Origin of the sequence: Kribbella sp. CA-245084 (genome assembly GCF_050942355.1) — a bacterium.
Lineage (GTDB): Bacteria > Actinomycetota > Actinomycetes > Propionibacteriales > Kribbellaceae > Kribbella.
Genome location: NZ_CP192053.1, coordinates 6,923,378 through 6,937,409 on the forward strand (window position 1 = coordinate 6,923,378; position 14,032 = coordinate 6,937,409).

Genomic DNA, 14,032 nt, shown 5'->3' on the forward strand with positions numbered 1-14,032 from the left:
GTTTTTCAGCGGTTCTAACGAAGGGTCAGGCGAAGACGGTGAGCGCGCCCGGCGCGATGCCGATGTCGACCGGCAGTTCGCCCAGCGGCTCGCCATCGGCGTACGCCGTGATGCCGGGCGACTCGATCCGGACCGACCGGCCCTGGAGCGTACGCACCGCCGGATGGCCGACGTGGGTGCCCTTGGAGAGCTTCGGGAACAGCTGCAAAAGGGTCAGCCGGGACACCGGCTGGATGATCGTGACGTCCAGCAGGCCGTCGTCGATCGTGGCGCCGGCGCAGATCTGCAGTCCCCCGCCGTACGTCGGCCCGGTGCCGACCGCGACGAGCATCGCGCTCGTTTCGATCGGGTCGCCGTCGACGGTCACGACGTACTCGAGTGGGGTGAACGTGCGCAGCTCGGCCAGGGTCGCGACGGTGTAGCGGGAGCTGCCCTTGGGCCACGACATCGCGTTGGCCCGCTTGTTCACCAGCGAGTCGAAGCCGCCGGCGACGACCGTGGTGATGAAGACGTCCTTCGCCGTGGCGAGGTCGATGGTCCGGGTCTTGCCGGCCACCACCAGATCCGCCGCCGCGAGCGGATCCTTGAGCGGTACGCCGATGCCGCGGGCGAAGTCGTTACCGGTGCCGGCCGGGATGACGCCGAACGGCATCCCGGAATTCGCGAGCACCTGCGCGCCGAGGTGGACCGTCCCGTCGCCGCCGATCAGCGTGACCGCATCCGCCCCGGACGCGACCACCTCGCCGGCGATCCGGCCGACGTCCTCGGCGCAGGTCGTGGCATGAACGTCGACCGTCAGCCCGGCCGCAGCCAGCCGATCCCGAACCACTGGAGCAATCCGCGCACCCAAGCCGCGACCGCTGGTGGGGTTGACCACCAGCGCGATCCGTCGACTCATCAGTCGGCCAGCAGCTCTTCTTGACGCTGCCCGCGGCGCTTGTCGTTGATCCGCGCGATCACCTCGGCCGCGAAGAACAGCAGACACATGGGGATCGCCAGCAAGCACATCGTGAACGGGTCACCGGACGGCGTCGCTACGGCCGCGAACACGAAGATCACCAGGATGATGTACGGCCGGAACTTGCCCAGCGCGCGGGCCGGCACCACGCCGACCATGTTCAGCAGCACGACGACCAGCGGTATCAGGAACGCGACGCCGAAGACCAGCATCGTCCGGATCACGAAGTCCAGGTACGTCGGCAGCTCGATCAGGTTCTGGATGTCGAGCGGGGTGAAGCTGATCAGGATCGCGATGCCCTTCGGCAGCGTCCAGTACGCGACCGCCATACCGCCGGCGAACAGCGGCGCCGCGATCGCGGAGAAGATGTACGCCCACTTCCGCTCGTTGCGGTGCAGACCCGGCGCCACGAACGCCCAGAGCTGATACAGCCAGACCGGGCTGGCCAGCACGAGACCGAACAGCGCCGAGATCTTGATCCGGAAGGTGAGCGCGTCGCCGACACCCGGGAACGTCAGGATCGGCTCCTTGCCCTGCTCCCGGGCCAGGTCTCCGACGCTGGTGTGGAACGGCTGGGTCAGGAACTTGAACGCGTCGTTGTACAAGATCCAGCCCAGCACAGTGCACACCACGATCGCGAGCACACAGATGAGCAGCCGGTTTCGGAGCTCGACGATGTGCTCGCGCAGGGTCATGCGACCCTCGGGGTCTTTCGGGTGGCGGTCCTGTTTGTCCTTCCGCCGCCCGAACTTCACCATCGACACAGGTGCGTCGTTCGGCTCAGTTGGCGGTGTGGGTCGGCGGCAGGCCGTCGCCCGGCGCCTGGCCGTTCACCTGGTTCGGCTGCGCGGCCTGGGCCTGCGGGGCCGGCTGCTGCGCCGGGGGCTGCGAGGCCTCCTGGGTCAGTTCCCCGTCCTTCTTCTTGGGGCCGACCTCCTCCTCCCAGATCTTCTTCGACTTGCCGAGCTGCTTCACCAGGGCCGGCAGCTTTGCCGATCCGAACAGCAGCACGACGATCGCGAGGATGACGAGCCACTCTGCGCCTTGGGGCATACCGAGGAGCGGTGCCATGTCGATCTCCCTTTCCAACATCAACTCGAAGCTCGAGCCTGAGTTCGTGGCCGAATACTACGCCGGAGCGTGCGCTTCCTCGCGGGTCTGTCCAGACCCGGCCGTGGACTGCGCAGCATCCAGCTTGGACTGGGCGGCGACCAACTCACGCGTCAGTGCCTTGGCCTGGCCCCACAACTTCTTCGCGAGCAGGGCGAGGACCAGGGTCCACACCGCCACCACCGCGAGGAAGAGCAGGAACCAGTACATACCCAGGAGCCTAGCCGGTTCTCGGCCACCGCCCACGCCCGCCGGGGCGTCCGCGCGGACAACGGTGTCGGAACGTGATGGTAAAACCGAGTGTCCCCGCCGCGTGACAGCGCGGGACAGCTGGTACGACAACGGCTTGGGAACGGGCCGAAAAGGGAGCAAGTATGGCGCGGATCGGCGTCGATGAGCGGCGGGCGCGGCTTGGGCGGAGGCATCGGCTCGGGGCCGGCTGCCAGGCGGCCGACCCGGTCGAGGCGGCCGCGTCGATGGTCGCGCTGCACGCCACCGATCCAGCCACTGTGCACCTGAGCGTCGCCGCACGTGTGCCAGGGAGTGATGTCGCGGGCACGGAACGTGCGCTGTACGACGAACGCTCGCTGATCCGGATGCTCGGCATGCGCCGTACGGTGTTCGTCGTGCCGACACCGTTCGCGCCTGTTGTTCAGGCGGCGTGCACGGACGACATCGCGGTCAAGCAGCGGAAGCTGCTGGTCAAGCATCTCAACGAGGCAGGCGTAGCAGAGGACGCCGAGGCGTGCGGGCGCTGGCTTGCCGCCGTCGAGGAGTCGACCGCGACCGCATTGGCCCTGCGTGGGTCTGCGACGGCGCAGGAGTTGTCCGCGGACGAGCCGCGGCTGCGGACCAGGCTCAGCATGGCGACCGGGAAGACGTACGCCGCCCAGCCGTACGTGACGAGCCGCGTGTTGTTCCAGCTGTCCGCCGAGGGGCGGATCGTGCGTGGACGGCCGCTGGGGACGTGGCTGAGCGGACAGCACCAGTGGTCGCCTTCTGCCGACTGGCTGCCCGGTGGGCTCGGTGACCGGCCTGTAGCGGACGAGGCGCGGATCATGCTCGCGCGGGCGTGGCTGTCGTCGTTCGGCCCGGGGACGGCGGCTGACCTGCAGTGGTGGGCCGGCTGGACGGGCGGACAGACGAAGAAGGCACTGGCGGCGGTCGAGGCGGTCGCCGTGGATCTGGATGGCCAGGTGGGCTACGTGCTGCCGGGCGACGAGGCACCCGAAGTGCCGGTCGAGCCGTGGGTCGCGTTCCTCCCTGGTCTGGACCCGACGCCGATGGGCTGGAAGGAACGGGACTGGTTCCTCGGTCCGCACAAGTCCAGGCTCTTCGACAACACCGGCAACATCGGCCCGACGATCTGGGCCGACGGCCGGATCATCGGCGGCTGGGGCCAGCCCGAGTCCGGCGAGGTCCGCTACGAACTCCTCGAGGACGTCGGCGCCGACACCACCGCCCTGGTTGCCTCCGAAGCCGCCCGCTGGACCACCTGGCTAGCCGGCGTCCGCGTCACCCCCCGCTTCCGCTCCCCCTTGGAAAAGCAGCTCAGCCAGAGCTAGTCGTCGTACGCCGACAACGCCTCGCGGGCTGTGGCTGCGATCTGGGTGGTGAGGTTGGGGGGATCCAGGACGGTTGCGGCACCGCCCAGCCGCAGAACCAGGCGTTGGAGCCAGGCGGTGTCGGCGACGCGGAGTTTGACGATCAGGGAGTCGTCGGGGCCCTCCTCGACGGACTCGTTCGGGTAGTACTCGGCGACCCAGCGGGCCGGGGGTGCGAGCTTCACCGTGGCCAGCAGGTCCTGTTCGGAGGGCTGGAACATGCCGTTGGAGAGGTCACGTGGCGTGGCCTCGGGCGGTGGCTCGCTGGGCAGGTCGAGGAGTTTGACCGCGGCGATGCGGTCCAGACGGAAGAGGCGAACGTCCTCGGCAAGGCGGCACCAGGCCTCGAGGTACGTGCGGCCTTCGGACACGACCAGTCGCATCGGGTCCACGTCGCGCTCGGTCGTCTCGTCGCGCGACGGTACGTCGTACGTCAGGTGGAGCCGCCGCTTCCCGGCCAGCCCGCGGTTGACGGTCTCGGCGATCTCCGGCGCGGCCGGCTCGACGTGAACGTGGGCGGCGGCACCCTCGCTGGCCGCCGCAGCCTCCCCCGCTGCCCGCTCCAGCTTGGCGATGGCCCGGTCGACGGCGTCCCGGTCCGGGCCGGCTGTCACCTCGCGCAGCGTGCGCAGCGCGGTCAGCAGCGCCAGTGCCTCGGCCGCGGCCAGCCGCAGCGGCCGGGCCAGGTAGTCCGCGTTGTTGATGTGGATGACGCCGTCGCCCTCGGCCGCCTCGATGTCGATCTCGATCAGATCGCCCATCTGCGCACCGGGCAGCCCGCAGAACCACAGCACCTTCAGGTCCGCGATGATCTGCTTCGGCCGTACGCCGAACTCCTTGGCGACGTCGTCGACGCGCGCGCCGTCGTTCTCCCGCAGGTACGGCACCAAAGCCAACAGCCGCTGCACCTGGTCACGCGCATTGCTCATGCCCCAGCCACCGTCCGCAGCCGCCAGAGCACGCCGTCCAGCACGTCCCCAGGTCCTTCAACGACCGCATCCGGGCCGTACGACGCGATCTCCTCGGCCAGGACGGACGAGTCGGCGTACGGGACGTGCAGCAGGTCCCAGCCCTCTTCGTACTCCTCGATCGCGTTCGCGCGGCGACGCAGGCTCACACACGAACCGGTCCGCGCCCGCACCTTCGCCTCGGACGTCGGACGCGGCGGCGCGAGCTCAGTCACCAGCGAGCGCAGGTCAGTCCCCTCAGGCACGGTGAACGCACCCGGCTCCCCCACCGTCTTCACATTGCCGCCGATGCGCGACATCCGGAACATACGGGTGGCCTGACGGTCGCGGTCGCGGCCGACGACGTACCAGCGGCCGTGCCAGGAGACGATGCCCCAGGGCTCCAGCGTCCTCGTGGTCGGCTCTGACGCACCACTCCGCACGTGCTGGAACCGGACTACCTGCCGCGCCACGACAGCGGACCAGAGTGGGTCGAAGGCCGGCTCTGACGCGCCGACGTGCGGCTCGATCGCGCTCAGCGCGGACTGGTCGGTCTGGATACCGGCTGCCTTCAGCTTCAGCACCGCCGACGTGGTCGCCTCGGACAGACCGGCGTGCTGCCACACCCGCGCGGCCACGCCGAGCACGGCGGCCTCGTCCGGCTCCAGGTGTACTTCGGGGAGCTCGAAGACGTCGCGCCGGATCCGGTAGCCGACCTCGTCGGAGAAGAACTTGTCGATCGTGCCCATCTCGATCGGGATGCCGAGGTCGCGCAGCTCGTCCTTGTCCCGCTCGAACATCTTCTCGAACGCGTCGTCGGTCTGGCCGGCGTACCCCTCGACGACCTCGCGGATGCGCTCCTTCGTCACGTAGGTGCGCGCGACCAGCAGGCAGATGACCACATTGAGCAGTCGCTCACTCTTCCGCGCCGACACCCGACCACCTTACGGCCTCCGGGCGTCCAAAACCCGCCTTTCCGCACCGAAACTTCGAACACACCTTCGACGCGCTGAGGACACGCTATGGTCGCTGCGTGATTCGCTGGCGGGACGGTGTGGTGGCGCAGGTCGGCCGGAGCTGGGCCGGTGCAGTTGAGCTGACTGTGACGGTCGGTGCGCAGACTGTGCGCGCCCTGGCGTACCCGGACCTGGTCGGTACGCCGGTGGCGGGCGACCGCGTGCTGCTCAACGTGAGCGCGCTGGACCGCGGCCTGGGCACAGGTGGATACGCGCTGGTCGTCGCCGTGCCGGACCGGCTGCCGGAGGACCCGCCGGAGCGCGGCCACCTGGTGAAGGCCCGCTACACGCCGATGCAGGCGATGGTGCTGGGCGCCGACGAACAGGACTCCCCCGACCACGACGTACTGCGGGACGCGGACGACCTCTTCGGTACGCCGGTTGTCGTCGCCGACCTGCACTCTGCGCTGCCTGCCGTGCTGGCGGGCGTCTACGAGGCCAGGCCGACCACTCGGGTCGTTTACGTCATGACGGACGGCGGCGCGCTCCCGCTGGCGTTCTCGCGGAACGTGGCGACGCTGCGGGACGCCGGCTGGCTCAGCGGGACGGTGACCGTCGGCCAGGCGTACGGCGGCGACCGGGAGGCTGTCACCGTCCACACCGGCCTGTTGACCGCCGTACAGGTCCTGGCTGCAGAGGTGGTCGTCATCACCCAAGGACCGGGCAATCTGGGCACCGGCACGCGCTGGGGCTTCTCTGGTGTGCAGTCAGGTGAGGCGGTCAACGCAGTCGGCACACTGGGCGGCCGGGCCGTCGCATCGCTCCGGATCTCCGAAGCTGACCCGCGTCCACGCCACCGTGGCATCTCGCACCACAGCCTCACCGCGTACGGCCGCGTGGCGCTCCAGCCGGCGGATGTCGTCGTACCGGATCTGGCGGGTGACTTCGGGGACGCCGTACGGGATGCGGCCGAGCCGTTGAAGGCGCGGCATCGGGTCGTGCGGGTCGGTGTGGACGGGCTGTATGAGGCGATGGAGGCAGCGCCGGTCAAGCTGTCCACGATGGGTCGTGGGCTCGACGAGGACCGCGCGTACTTCGAGGCCGCAGCCGCGGCGGGCCGGCACGCAGCGGGTCTGGTGGACGTACCTCCACCCGGAGTGGGGACGCAGTACTCCTGATCCTGCGGGCCTTCCCGGCCACGCTGGAAGCATGAGAACGATTAGTCGGGTTGAACCGCCGCTGACCGCCCGGTCGGCGACGATGTCGTGGTTGCTGGCGGTCGCCGCCGGGGTCGTGGAGACCGTAGTCCAGGTGGGGCTCGCGCTGGCAGACGACGTCTCGACGTCCTCGATCGTCGGTCAGATCGCAGTTCGCGCGGTCATCTACGGCGCACTGTTCGTGATCATCGACCGGTACTTCCGGCGTGGGGTGCGCTGGTCGCGCTACCTGCTGGCCGGCGTACTCGGGACGGTCGGCGTGGTCTCGCTGGTCACCGAACCGATCGGCTGGCTGATCGACAACGGCGACTTCGCCACGATCGACTGGTCCGTCAGCTTCGTCACGATCGCCGCGCTCCGCGCCGTACACCTGACAGCGGTGATCAGCGCGCTGTACTTCACCTTCCACCGCGACACCGCCCGCTGGTTCAACGCGAAAGGCCGGTCTCCCAGGTGAGGAGACCGGCCTTCGGGTGAAGAGTTCTGAACTACTGACCCGTTTCCTTCGGAGCCGGGAACGCGTTCAGGATGTCGATGACCGCGAAGGCGTTGACCACCTTGCCGGCCTGGTCCTTCGAGGCCGGGAGCTCGACCAGAACGCGGCTGCCGACCGGGATGCCGGCGAGGCCGTCGAGGGCACCGGTCTGGCCGGACGCACTCGGGCCGACCTGGAGCTGGTCGGTCGGGGCACCCGGCTGGGCCGGGCTCTGCGCGGTGGCGGGCTGGCCGTCCCAGGTGCTGGCCTGCTTCTTGCCGGTGTAGTCGTACACGACGTAGCGGCCGATCAGCTGGCTGGCCTTCTCGACCGGCTTGCCCTTGCCGAGCGCGAACACGACCGGCTTGCCCGGCTTCGCCGGCGGCTTGGTGCCGGCCGCGACCGTCACCTTCGGCTCGGCGTTCAGCGGGCCGCTGACCGTGATCTTCGTGGGCGTCGACGGGGTGACCGGGTTCGCGTCGAGCGGGGTGTCGTTGGCGGCCTCGCCGACCAGGTCTACGACGAAGATCAGCGTGTCGTCACCCTTGATACCGGCCTGCTCGTTACCGGTGGACTTGTAGCCCTTGTCGGCCGGGATCGACAGCATCACGCGGCTGCCGATCTTCTTGCCGACCAGACCCTCGTCCCAGCCGGCGATGACGCCGCCGACCCCGATCGGGAACGACGACGGAGCGCCGCGGTCGTAGGAGTTGTCGAAGACCTTGCCGTCGCGCCAGATCTGGCCGAGGTAGTTGGCGGTGAGCAGCTCGCCCTTCTTCACCTCGGGACCGTCGCCCTCCTTGAGGACCTCGGTCACCAGGGTCTTGTCCGGGTCGCCTTCGCGATGGGTGACGGTCGGCTTCTGCCCGAAGTCCGACGTCACCTTGACACCGGCCGCCCCGAACTCGTCCTTCTTGTCCGATCCGCACGCCACCAGGGACGACCCCAGCGCCGCAACTACGACCAGACTCAACAACTTGCGCACGAAACCAGCACCTCGAACATCCCGGCGCAGGTCAGCGCCGATCGACTCCGGTCAACAACGCCGCCCACCCTAGCTTGCGGCTTCAACTGGGTGGACGGCTGGCTGCGTCACCGTTGAGTCACACCACGTACAGTCACAACGCTCAGAAACCGACCGCATTGTGCGGTGCGCGCTCCGTTCGCAGTACTGCGTCCAGCCGGGACACTGCGCCTGGTGTGTGCTCGTCGATGCGGCCGGCGTGGGACAGCTCACTTGCGCGGACACCGCCGAGGTAGAGCGATCCCAACTCGGCAATGCCGAGGGACAGGTCTGCAGTCTCGTCAGTGGCGGTGCAGGTGGCTCCATCCGGCGCTGCGTCCAGACGCCAACGGCCGGAGCCGAACAGGTCGTCCGACACGTCCAGTACGAGCGAATCGGCCGCGGCGTACGTCCGTGCCTCCAGAGCCCCTTGTACGTCGAGGATGCGTAGCCACAGGTTGTCCCGCGTCCGCGTGAGCTTCAGCGCGCGCGGATTGGTCAGCATCCAGCGCAGTGGCTCGTCGACGGGTCGCCGTGCAGCAACGACCCGTTTGGTCAGGTCGAAGTCGAGCAGCAAACCCCACAGCGCCCGGTACGCATCGGATGTCAGCGCTTCGAACGCCTCAACCTGCAGTACGCCGACCTGTGCCGGATCCGGCGACCACGGCAACCGGAAGATCGCAGCCCCGTCCACTGCACCCGCAGCATCGCGATGAACAAGGTGGTGCGCCCGCCCGGACCCGTCCGCCGGCAACGCACCGGCTGGGAGGCCGTCCCACTTACCCGGCAGCGGACTGATCTCCCCAACGCGCAGGGCACGCACCTGTTCATGCAGCACCGGCCACACCTCGCCCGCGACCACGCCGTCCACCAGCTCGAGCGCACCCGAGTCAGAGAACTCAGACCGGAAGGCAACGTCGGTACGCCGTACTTCCCAGCGGTGCTGGAACGTCGCGGGCGAGAACCCGTACCGGCCGTAGATCGTCCCCTCGCTGGCGCTGAGCCCGGCCAGGAACTCACCACGCTCACGGCAGTCCGCCAGCATCGCGGACATGATCTTCCGCAGCAGCCCCCGCCTGCGGTACGTCGGCAGCACAGCGGTCGACGTCACGCCGCCGAGGGCCAGTTGCCGGCCGCCCGGGACGGTGACCTGCACGGACACGATCGCGGATCCGCCGGCGATCTTGCCGTCCACGAACGCAGCCTGCGGGCGCATCCAGTCCGCCTGGAGCTCGTCGGCGTACCGCCCGAGGTCGGCCGCGGTCGGCGGGACCTGCGGTGGCCAGGCGGCTGTTCCGGCGTACCAGGCCGACGGCTCGGGCTCCTCCTGCGGAAAGCCGTTCACGTATGGCAGGACGCGCAGATACTCCTGGGTCTCGGCCGCGGTGATCGGCCGGATATCAATCGCCATGCGCCCTTTCTAAGCAGCGCATGGCGACGGAGCACTCTATTTAGCGACGACCTACATGCTCGCGATGAGCTTCTCGACGCGCTCGTCGTGGGACTTGAAGGGGTCCTTGCACAACACAGTCCGCTGGGCCTGGTCGTTGAGCTTGAGGTGCACCCAGTCGACGGTGAAGTCGCGGCGGCGCTCCTGCGCGCGCTTGATGAACTCACCGCGCAGCCGGGCCCGCGTGGTCTGCGGCGGCACCGACTTGGCCTCGAACACCCGCAGGTCGTCGACGACCCGGGTGACCGCGCCCTTGCGCTCGAGCAGGTAGTACAGCCCGCGCGGCCGGTGGATGTCGTGGTACGCCAGGTCGAGCTGCGCCACCCGCGGGCTGGCCAGACCGAGGTTGTTCTGCGCGCGGTACCGCTCGATCAGCCGGTACTTGATCACCCAGTCGATCTCGCGCTCGATCCCGGACATGTCGCCGGACTCGATCGCCTTCAGCGTCCGCTCCCACAGCGACAGCGCCCGCTCGACCGCCGGCGTCCCGAGCTCGCGGCGGTCGACGAAGTCGCGCGCCTTGGTCAGGTACTCCGTCTGGATGTCCAGCGCCGACGCCTCGCGGCCGTTCGCCAGCCGGACCTCGCGGCGACCGGTCATGTCGTGGCTGATCTCGCGGATCGCCCGGATCGGGTTGTCCAGGGTCAGGTCGCGCATCACGATGCCGGCCTCGATCATCCGCAGCACCAGGTCGGTGCTGGCCACCTTGAGCAGCATGGTGGTCTCGGACATGTTCGAGTCGCCGACGATCACGTGCAGCCGGCGGAAGCGCTCGGCGTCCGCGTGCGGCTCGTCACGGGTGTTGATGATGGGCCGGGACCTGGTGGTCGCGCTGGAGACGCCTTCCCAGATGTGCTCGGCCCGCTGCGACACGGAGTACACCGCGCCGCGGGGGGTCTGCAGCACCTTGCCGGCGCCGCAGATCAGCTGCCGGGTGACCAGGAACGGGATCAGCACGTCGGCCAGCTTGGCGAAGTCGCCGTGCCGGGAGACCAGGTAGTTCTCGTGGCAGCCGTAGCTGTTGCCGGCCGAGTCGGTGTTGTTCTTGAACAGGTAGACGTCGCCGAAGATGCCTTCGTCGTGCAGCCGCTTCTGCGCGTCGACCAGCAGTCCCTCCAGGATCCGCTCACCGGCCTTGTCGTGCGCGATCAGGTCGGTGACCGAGTCGCACTCACCGGTCGCGTACTCCGGGTGGGAGCCCACGTCGAGGTAGAGCCGGGCCCCGTTGCGGAGGAAGACGTTGCTGCTCCGCCCCCAGGACACGACCCGCCGAAAGAGGTACCGCGCGACCTCGTCCGGGGTCAGTCGCCGCTGCCCGCGGAACGTACAGGTCACGCCGTACTCGTTCTCCAGACCGAAGATTCGCCGGTTCACATCACCCACACTACGGCGCGGTTCCGACAAGCGGGCCAGATCTCAGGCGCGCCGTCGTCGGGCGTTATCCCTTTGATGCACCTGCAGGTCGCAACAATCGGGTGTCCGCCCGCATCGAGCTTGTCGCGAGGAAGGACTCCTACATGACCAAGAACAGGCGGGCGCTAGGCGCGATCGCCACTGCAGCGCTGGCCACAAGCACGCTGGTCCCGGCACCGGCCACAGCGAGTACGGCCGGCCAATCCGCGGTCTGCTCGATGCAGCTGGGTTCCATCACGCCCGGCGGCGACCACACCCTGCAAACCATCACTGCCACTCCATCGGCCGGTGCCCGCAAGGTCGGCCCGAAAGACCTGTATCCGGACGGTCAGGCACACCTGCCCACCGCAGTCCGCACCGAACTGGTCGTACCAGCCGGTGAGCAGCGCACCGGTCTGGCAGTCGTAGGCGTGCGGATGTACGGCACCAGCTACATCACCGACGGCACCGGTACGGCGATCGTGCCCGGGACTCTCAAGCAGACGCTGATAGGTGGCGGCTGGGACGACCTGCACAAGTACGTCGAGCTCAGCCATGCATCGCCCGGGGGGATCGAGCGGTCGAACGTCTACTCGTTGATCAACCAGTTCACCGACGGCCTCATCGCGCGCTGGACGGTCACTCCGACGGGGTGGAAGTACTACACGACGTACGGCGGCTTCTCTGCGGTCAAGACGATGGTGCTGATCGGTCAGGGCAGCACGTACGACACGTTCCTGGCCACCACGAACGGCGGTGCGCTCTACACCGTCCGGATACCGACTGGCGCCGGGAAGCCGGTGGTGACCAAGGTGCGTACGTCGACCTGGCAGAGCTTCGAGACCCTGATCGCCGAGAAGTGCGGCAACTCCGGCACCCTGCTCCTCGGCATCGACAAGGACACCGGCGCCGGCTACCTGTACGCCGTCGGCCACGCCAACGGCGCCGCCACCGTCATCAAGGGCCTCGGCAAGGTCCCGACGACCTTCCCGGCCACCGACTCGTACTTCCGCTACTTCAGCGGCGGCATTGTCCTCACAGGAGCGTGAGTTGTGACAAGACTTCGGATCGCGGCCGGCATGGTCGGCCTGGTCGGCGTGGTCGGCGCGGCGATGACGGCGGCCGCACTTGTGCCCGGACCGGCTCAAGCTGAGAGCGCTCGGGCGAGTGCGGCCTGCAGCCTCACGCTGGGGGCGGTGACGGTGCAGGGGGATCACAAGTTCCAGACGATCACGGCGACGTCGCCGGTGACCGCCAGTACGCCGGTCGTCCGCCCGAAGGGGCTGTTCCCGGTGGATCAGGTGCGGCTGGCGACATCGCTGGGGTGGGAGCCGGATCCGCCGTCGGCCATGGTCAGCCGCGGGTACGTGACGATCGGGACCGACCTCTACCGCTTCAGCTACGCCATCGACAACAGCACGGGCCAGCTCGACCCGGCGTCGTACGTGAAGTCCAAGGTGGGTGGCGGCTGGATCCACCAGACGTACCTGGACCAGTCCACCTTCTTCACGGCCAACGGCCCCCGCACCAACACCTACGCCCTGCAGGACGACGTGATCACGCGCTGGACCGTGGAGGGATCGGCCTGGCGCAACAAAGCGACGTACAGCGGGTTCTCGGCGGTGAAGACGATGACGCTGATCAGCCAGACCGCGACGTACGACAGCTTCCTGGCCAACACCCGGGGCGGAGCGCTCTACACGATCCGGATCCCGCTGAGCGGCGCTCCGGTCGTCAAGAAGGTCCGTACGTCGACCTGGCAGACCTTCGACACGCTCATCGCCGAGAGGTGCGGCAAGCAGAGCACTCTGCTGCTGGGCATCGACAAGGACACGCGCACCGCCTACCTGTATGCGGTCAGCCACGCCAACGGTGCCGCTACGGTCATCAACGGCCTGGGCAAGGTGGGCAACCAGCTCGTCGCGCCCGAGGACAAGACGTACTTCCGATACTTCGCCGGCAGCTCTGAGGCCGACGACCTTCTCTACGGGGAGTGAGCAAGGATGAAGAAACGAGCAGCTGGGCTGCTGGGGGTAGTGATGGCTGCCGGGGCGCTGGTCCAGGCCGCACCGGCGAGTGCTGGTACGACGGCGCCGCCGCCGTTCTGCCAGTTGGCGCTGGGCTCGACGACGAGCGGTGGGGACCTCATCCTCCGCGTGCTGTCGGGGACCGTCCCGCCGAGCGCCAGTGCGAGCACCTGGGGCGGCAAGGACCTCCTGCCGGACGACACCATCAAGGTGGCCAGTGGGCTCGGTCTGCAGGTCAACGCAGACCAGACCGGAGTCAGCCGGCGTCAGTACGTCGTGCTGGACTCCACGCTCAACCTGCTGACGTACGACGTGAAGGGCTTCGGCGGCGAGGTCGATCCGGGCTCGGTGACGCGGACCCCGGTCGGCGGCGGCTGGAGCGCCGCCCGGTACATCGAGAACTCCCGCTACAACGTCGGCAGCAAGCTCGTCCGGAACAGCGCGTACGCCCTCATCGGTGACACCATCCTGCGCTGGAGTGTCGACGGCACGTCGTTCACCCACAAGGCGACGTACGGCGGGTTCAGCGCGGTCAAGACGATGACGCTGATCAGCCAGACCGCCACCTACGACACGTTCCTCGCCAACACGTTCGCCGGAGCGCTCTACACGATCCGGATCCCCGTGTCGGGCAAGCCGGTCGTGAAGGTCGTACGGCGGACCACGTGGCAAGGCTTCGAGGCACTCGTCGCCTCCAAGTGCGGCACCGGGACACTGCTGCTCGGCGTCGACAAGGAGACCGGGGCGCCGTACCTCTACACGATCGGGCACGCCAACGGGACGGCGACCGTGATCAAGGGCCTCGGCAAGGTGCCGCGCACGTTCGGTGAGGTCGCCTACTCGCGGTACTACGACGACACCCAGGACTACGACCAGCTGTCCGGCGAGTAAGG

At 68.5% G+C, this 14,032-nt stretch carries 15 protein-coding genes; 6 read left to right on the forward strand and 9 right to left on the reverse strand.

What is annotated here, in order from left to right:
* Positions 1-25: 25 nt before the first annotated feature.
* Genes ACQPYH_RS32800 through ACQPYH_RS32815 form a run of 4 tightly spaced genes read right to left on the reverse strand, consistent with a single transcriptional unit; the run spans position 26 to position 2,278 of the window.
* Positions 26-898 (reverse strand): diacylglycerol/lipid kinase family protein, encoded by an 873-nt coding sequence (locus ACQPYH_RS32800; protein ID WP_432879338.1) that lies wholly within the window; start codon positions 896-898, stop codon positions 26-28.
* A complete protein-coding gene (gene tatC / locus ACQPYH_RS32805) occupies positions 898-1,716 on the reverse strand; it encodes a twin-arginine translocase subunit TatC (RefSeq protein ID WP_432894541.1) in 819 nt (272 codons plus the stop codon). Before tatC ends, ACQPYH_RS32800 begins: the two co-directional genes overlap by 1 nt.
* A gap of 22 nt (positions 1,717-1,738) precedes the next feature.
* The gene (locus tag ACQPYH_RS32810; RefSeq protein WP_130439214.1) at positions 1,739-2,029 is read right to left on the reverse strand and encodes a twin-arginine translocase TatA/TatE family subunit; all 291 of its coding nucleotides are present in this window, start codon (positions 2,027-2,029) and stop codon (positions 1,739-1,741) included.
* Between the two features lie 57 nt (positions 2,030-2,086).
* Entirely contained in the window at positions 2,087-2,278 is a 192-nt protein-coding gene (locus ACQPYH_RS32815) for a hypothetical protein (RefSeq protein WP_432879341.1), read from the reverse strand.
* Positions 2,279-2,442: 164 nt separating this feature from the next.
* Here ACQPYH_RS32815 and ACQPYH_RS32820 point away from each other — a divergent pair, with 164 nt between their 5' ends.
* On the forward strand, positions 2,443-3,633 hold the full coding sequence (locus tag ACQPYH_RS32820) for a winged helix DNA-binding domain-containing protein (protein WP_432879344.1): 1,191 nt from the start codon (positions 2,443-2,445) through the stop codon (positions 3,631-3,633).
* Here the strand turns inward: ACQPYH_RS32820 and ACQPYH_RS32825 are convergent.
* Positions 3,630-4,601: a helix-turn-helix transcriptional regulator gene (locus ACQPYH_RS32825; protein ID WP_432879346.1), complete on the reverse strand. Its 972-nt coding sequence runs from the start codon at positions 4,599-4,601 to the stop codon at positions 3,630-3,632. The two genes, ACQPYH_RS32820 and ACQPYH_RS32825, sit on opposite strands and share 4 nt — an antisense overlap.
* Complete coding sequence (locus ACQPYH_RS32830) at positions 4,598-5,554, reverse strand: helix-turn-helix transcriptional regulator (protein WP_432879349.1); 957 nt, start codon at positions 5,552-5,554, stop codon at positions 4,598-4,600. Before ACQPYH_RS32830 ends, ACQPYH_RS32825 begins: the two co-directional genes overlap by 4 nt.
* Before the next feature lie 98 nt (positions 5,555-5,652).
* On the opposite strand from ACQPYH_RS32830, the gene ACQPYH_RS32835 reads away from it, so the two are divergent.
* Positions 5,653-6,753: a DUF3866 family protein gene (locus ACQPYH_RS32835; RefSeq protein WP_350861235.1), complete on the forward strand. Its 1,101-nt coding sequence runs from the start codon at positions 5,653-5,655 to the stop codon at positions 6,751-6,753.
* Between the two features lie 31 nt (positions 6,754-6,784).
* Positions 6,785-7,249 carry a hypothetical protein gene (locus ACQPYH_RS32840; RefSeq protein WP_432879352.1) on the forward strand — a complete coding sequence of 155 codons (465 nt, stop codon included), beginning with the start codon at positions 6,785-6,787 and terminating at the stop codon, positions 7,247-7,249.
* A 31-nt stretch (positions 7,250-7,280) separates the two neighbouring features.
* Here the strand turns inward: ACQPYH_RS32840 and ACQPYH_RS32845 are convergent, their stop codons facing one another.
* From ACQPYH_RS32845 to pafA, 3 genes are all read right to left on the reverse strand, one after another.
* On the reverse strand, positions 7,281-8,252 hold the full coding sequence (locus ACQPYH_RS32845; protein WP_432879355.1) for an FKBP-type peptidyl-prolyl cis-trans isomerase: 972 nt from the start codon (positions 8,250-8,252) through the stop codon (positions 7,281-7,283).
* 142 nt (positions 8,253-8,394) lie between these two features.
* On the reverse strand, positions 8,395-9,681 hold the full coding sequence (locus ACQPYH_RS32850) for a GNAT family N-acetyltransferase (protein ID WP_432879357.1): 1,287 nt from the start codon (positions 9,679-9,681) through the stop codon (positions 8,395-8,397).
* A 51-nt stretch (positions 9,682-9,732) separates the two neighbouring features.
* Positions 9,733-11,094 (reverse strand): Pup--protein ligase, encoded by a 1,362-nt coding sequence (pafA, locus tag ACQPYH_RS32855; RefSeq protein ID WP_130439232.1) that lies wholly within the window; start codon positions 11,092-11,094, stop codon positions 9,733-9,735.
* A gap of 143 nt (positions 11,095-11,237) precedes the next feature.
* Here pafA and ACQPYH_RS32860 point away from each other — a divergent pair, with 143 nt between their 5' ends.
* The 3 genes from ACQPYH_RS32860 to ACQPYH_RS32870 are packed head-to-tail and all read left to right on the forward strand — an operon-like array spanning position 11,238 to position 14,030.
* Complete coding sequence (locus ACQPYH_RS32860; protein ID WP_432879360.1) at positions 11,238-12,161, forward strand: hypothetical protein; 924 nt, start codon at positions 11,238-11,240, stop codon at positions 12,159-12,161.
* Between the two features lie 3 nt (positions 12,162-12,164).
* Complete coding sequence (locus ACQPYH_RS32865; protein WP_432879362.1) at positions 12,165-13,109, forward strand: hypothetical protein; 945 nt, start codon at positions 12,165-12,167, stop codon at positions 13,107-13,109.
* Positions 13,110-13,115: 6 nt separating this feature from the next.
* On the forward strand, positions 13,116-14,030 hold the full coding sequence (locus ACQPYH_RS32870) for a hypothetical protein (protein ID WP_432879365.1): 915 nt from the start codon (positions 13,116-13,118) through the stop codon (positions 14,028-14,030).
* The last annotated feature ends 2 nt before the right edge of the window (positions 14,031-14,032 follow it).

What these genes read in the sequence shown, in the direction of transcription:
- ACQPYH_RS32800 (WP_432879338.1), bottom strand. Translation starts at nt 898, where the DNA reads ATGAGTCGACGGATCGCGCTGGTGGTCAACCCCACCAGCGGTCGCGGC.
- tatC (WP_432894541.1), bottom strand. Translation starts at nt 1,716, where the DNA reads ATGGTGAAGTTCGGGCGGCGGAAGGACAAACAGGACCGCCACCCGAAA.
- ACQPYH_RS32810 (WP_130439214.1), bottom strand. Translation starts at nt 2,029, where the DNA reads ATGGCACCGCTCCTCGGTATGCCCCAAGGCGCAGAGTGGCTCGTCATC.
- ACQPYH_RS32815 (WP_432879341.1), bottom strand. Translation starts at nt 2,278, where the DNA reads ATGTACTGGTTCCTGCTCTTCCTCGCGGTGGTGGCGGTGTGGACCCTG.
- ACQPYH_RS32820 (WP_432879344.1), top strand. Translation starts at nt 2,443, where the DNA reads ATGGCGCGGATCGGCGTCGATGAGCGGCGGGCGCGGCTTGGGCGGAGG.
- ACQPYH_RS32825 (WP_432879346.1), bottom strand. Translation starts at nt 4,601, where the DNA reads ATGAGCAATGCGCGTGACCAGGTGCAGCGGCTGTTGGCTTTGGTGCCG.
- ACQPYH_RS32840 (WP_432879352.1), top strand. Translation starts at nt 6,785, where the DNA reads ATGAGAACGATTAGTCGGGTTGAACCGCCGCTGACCGCCCGGTCGGCG.
- ACQPYH_RS32850 (WP_432879357.1), bottom strand. Translation starts at nt 9,681, where the DNA reads ATGGCGATTGATATCCGGCCGATCACCGCGGCCGAGACCCAGGAGTAT.
- ACQPYH_RS32860 (WP_432879360.1), top strand. Translation starts at nt 11,238, where the DNA reads ATGACCAAGAACAGGCGGGCGCTAGGCGCGATCGCCACTGCAGCGCTG.
- ACQPYH_RS32870 (WP_432879365.1), top strand. Translation starts at nt 13,116, where the DNA reads ATGAAGAAACGAGCAGCTGGGCTGCTGGGGGTAGTGATGGCTGCCGGG.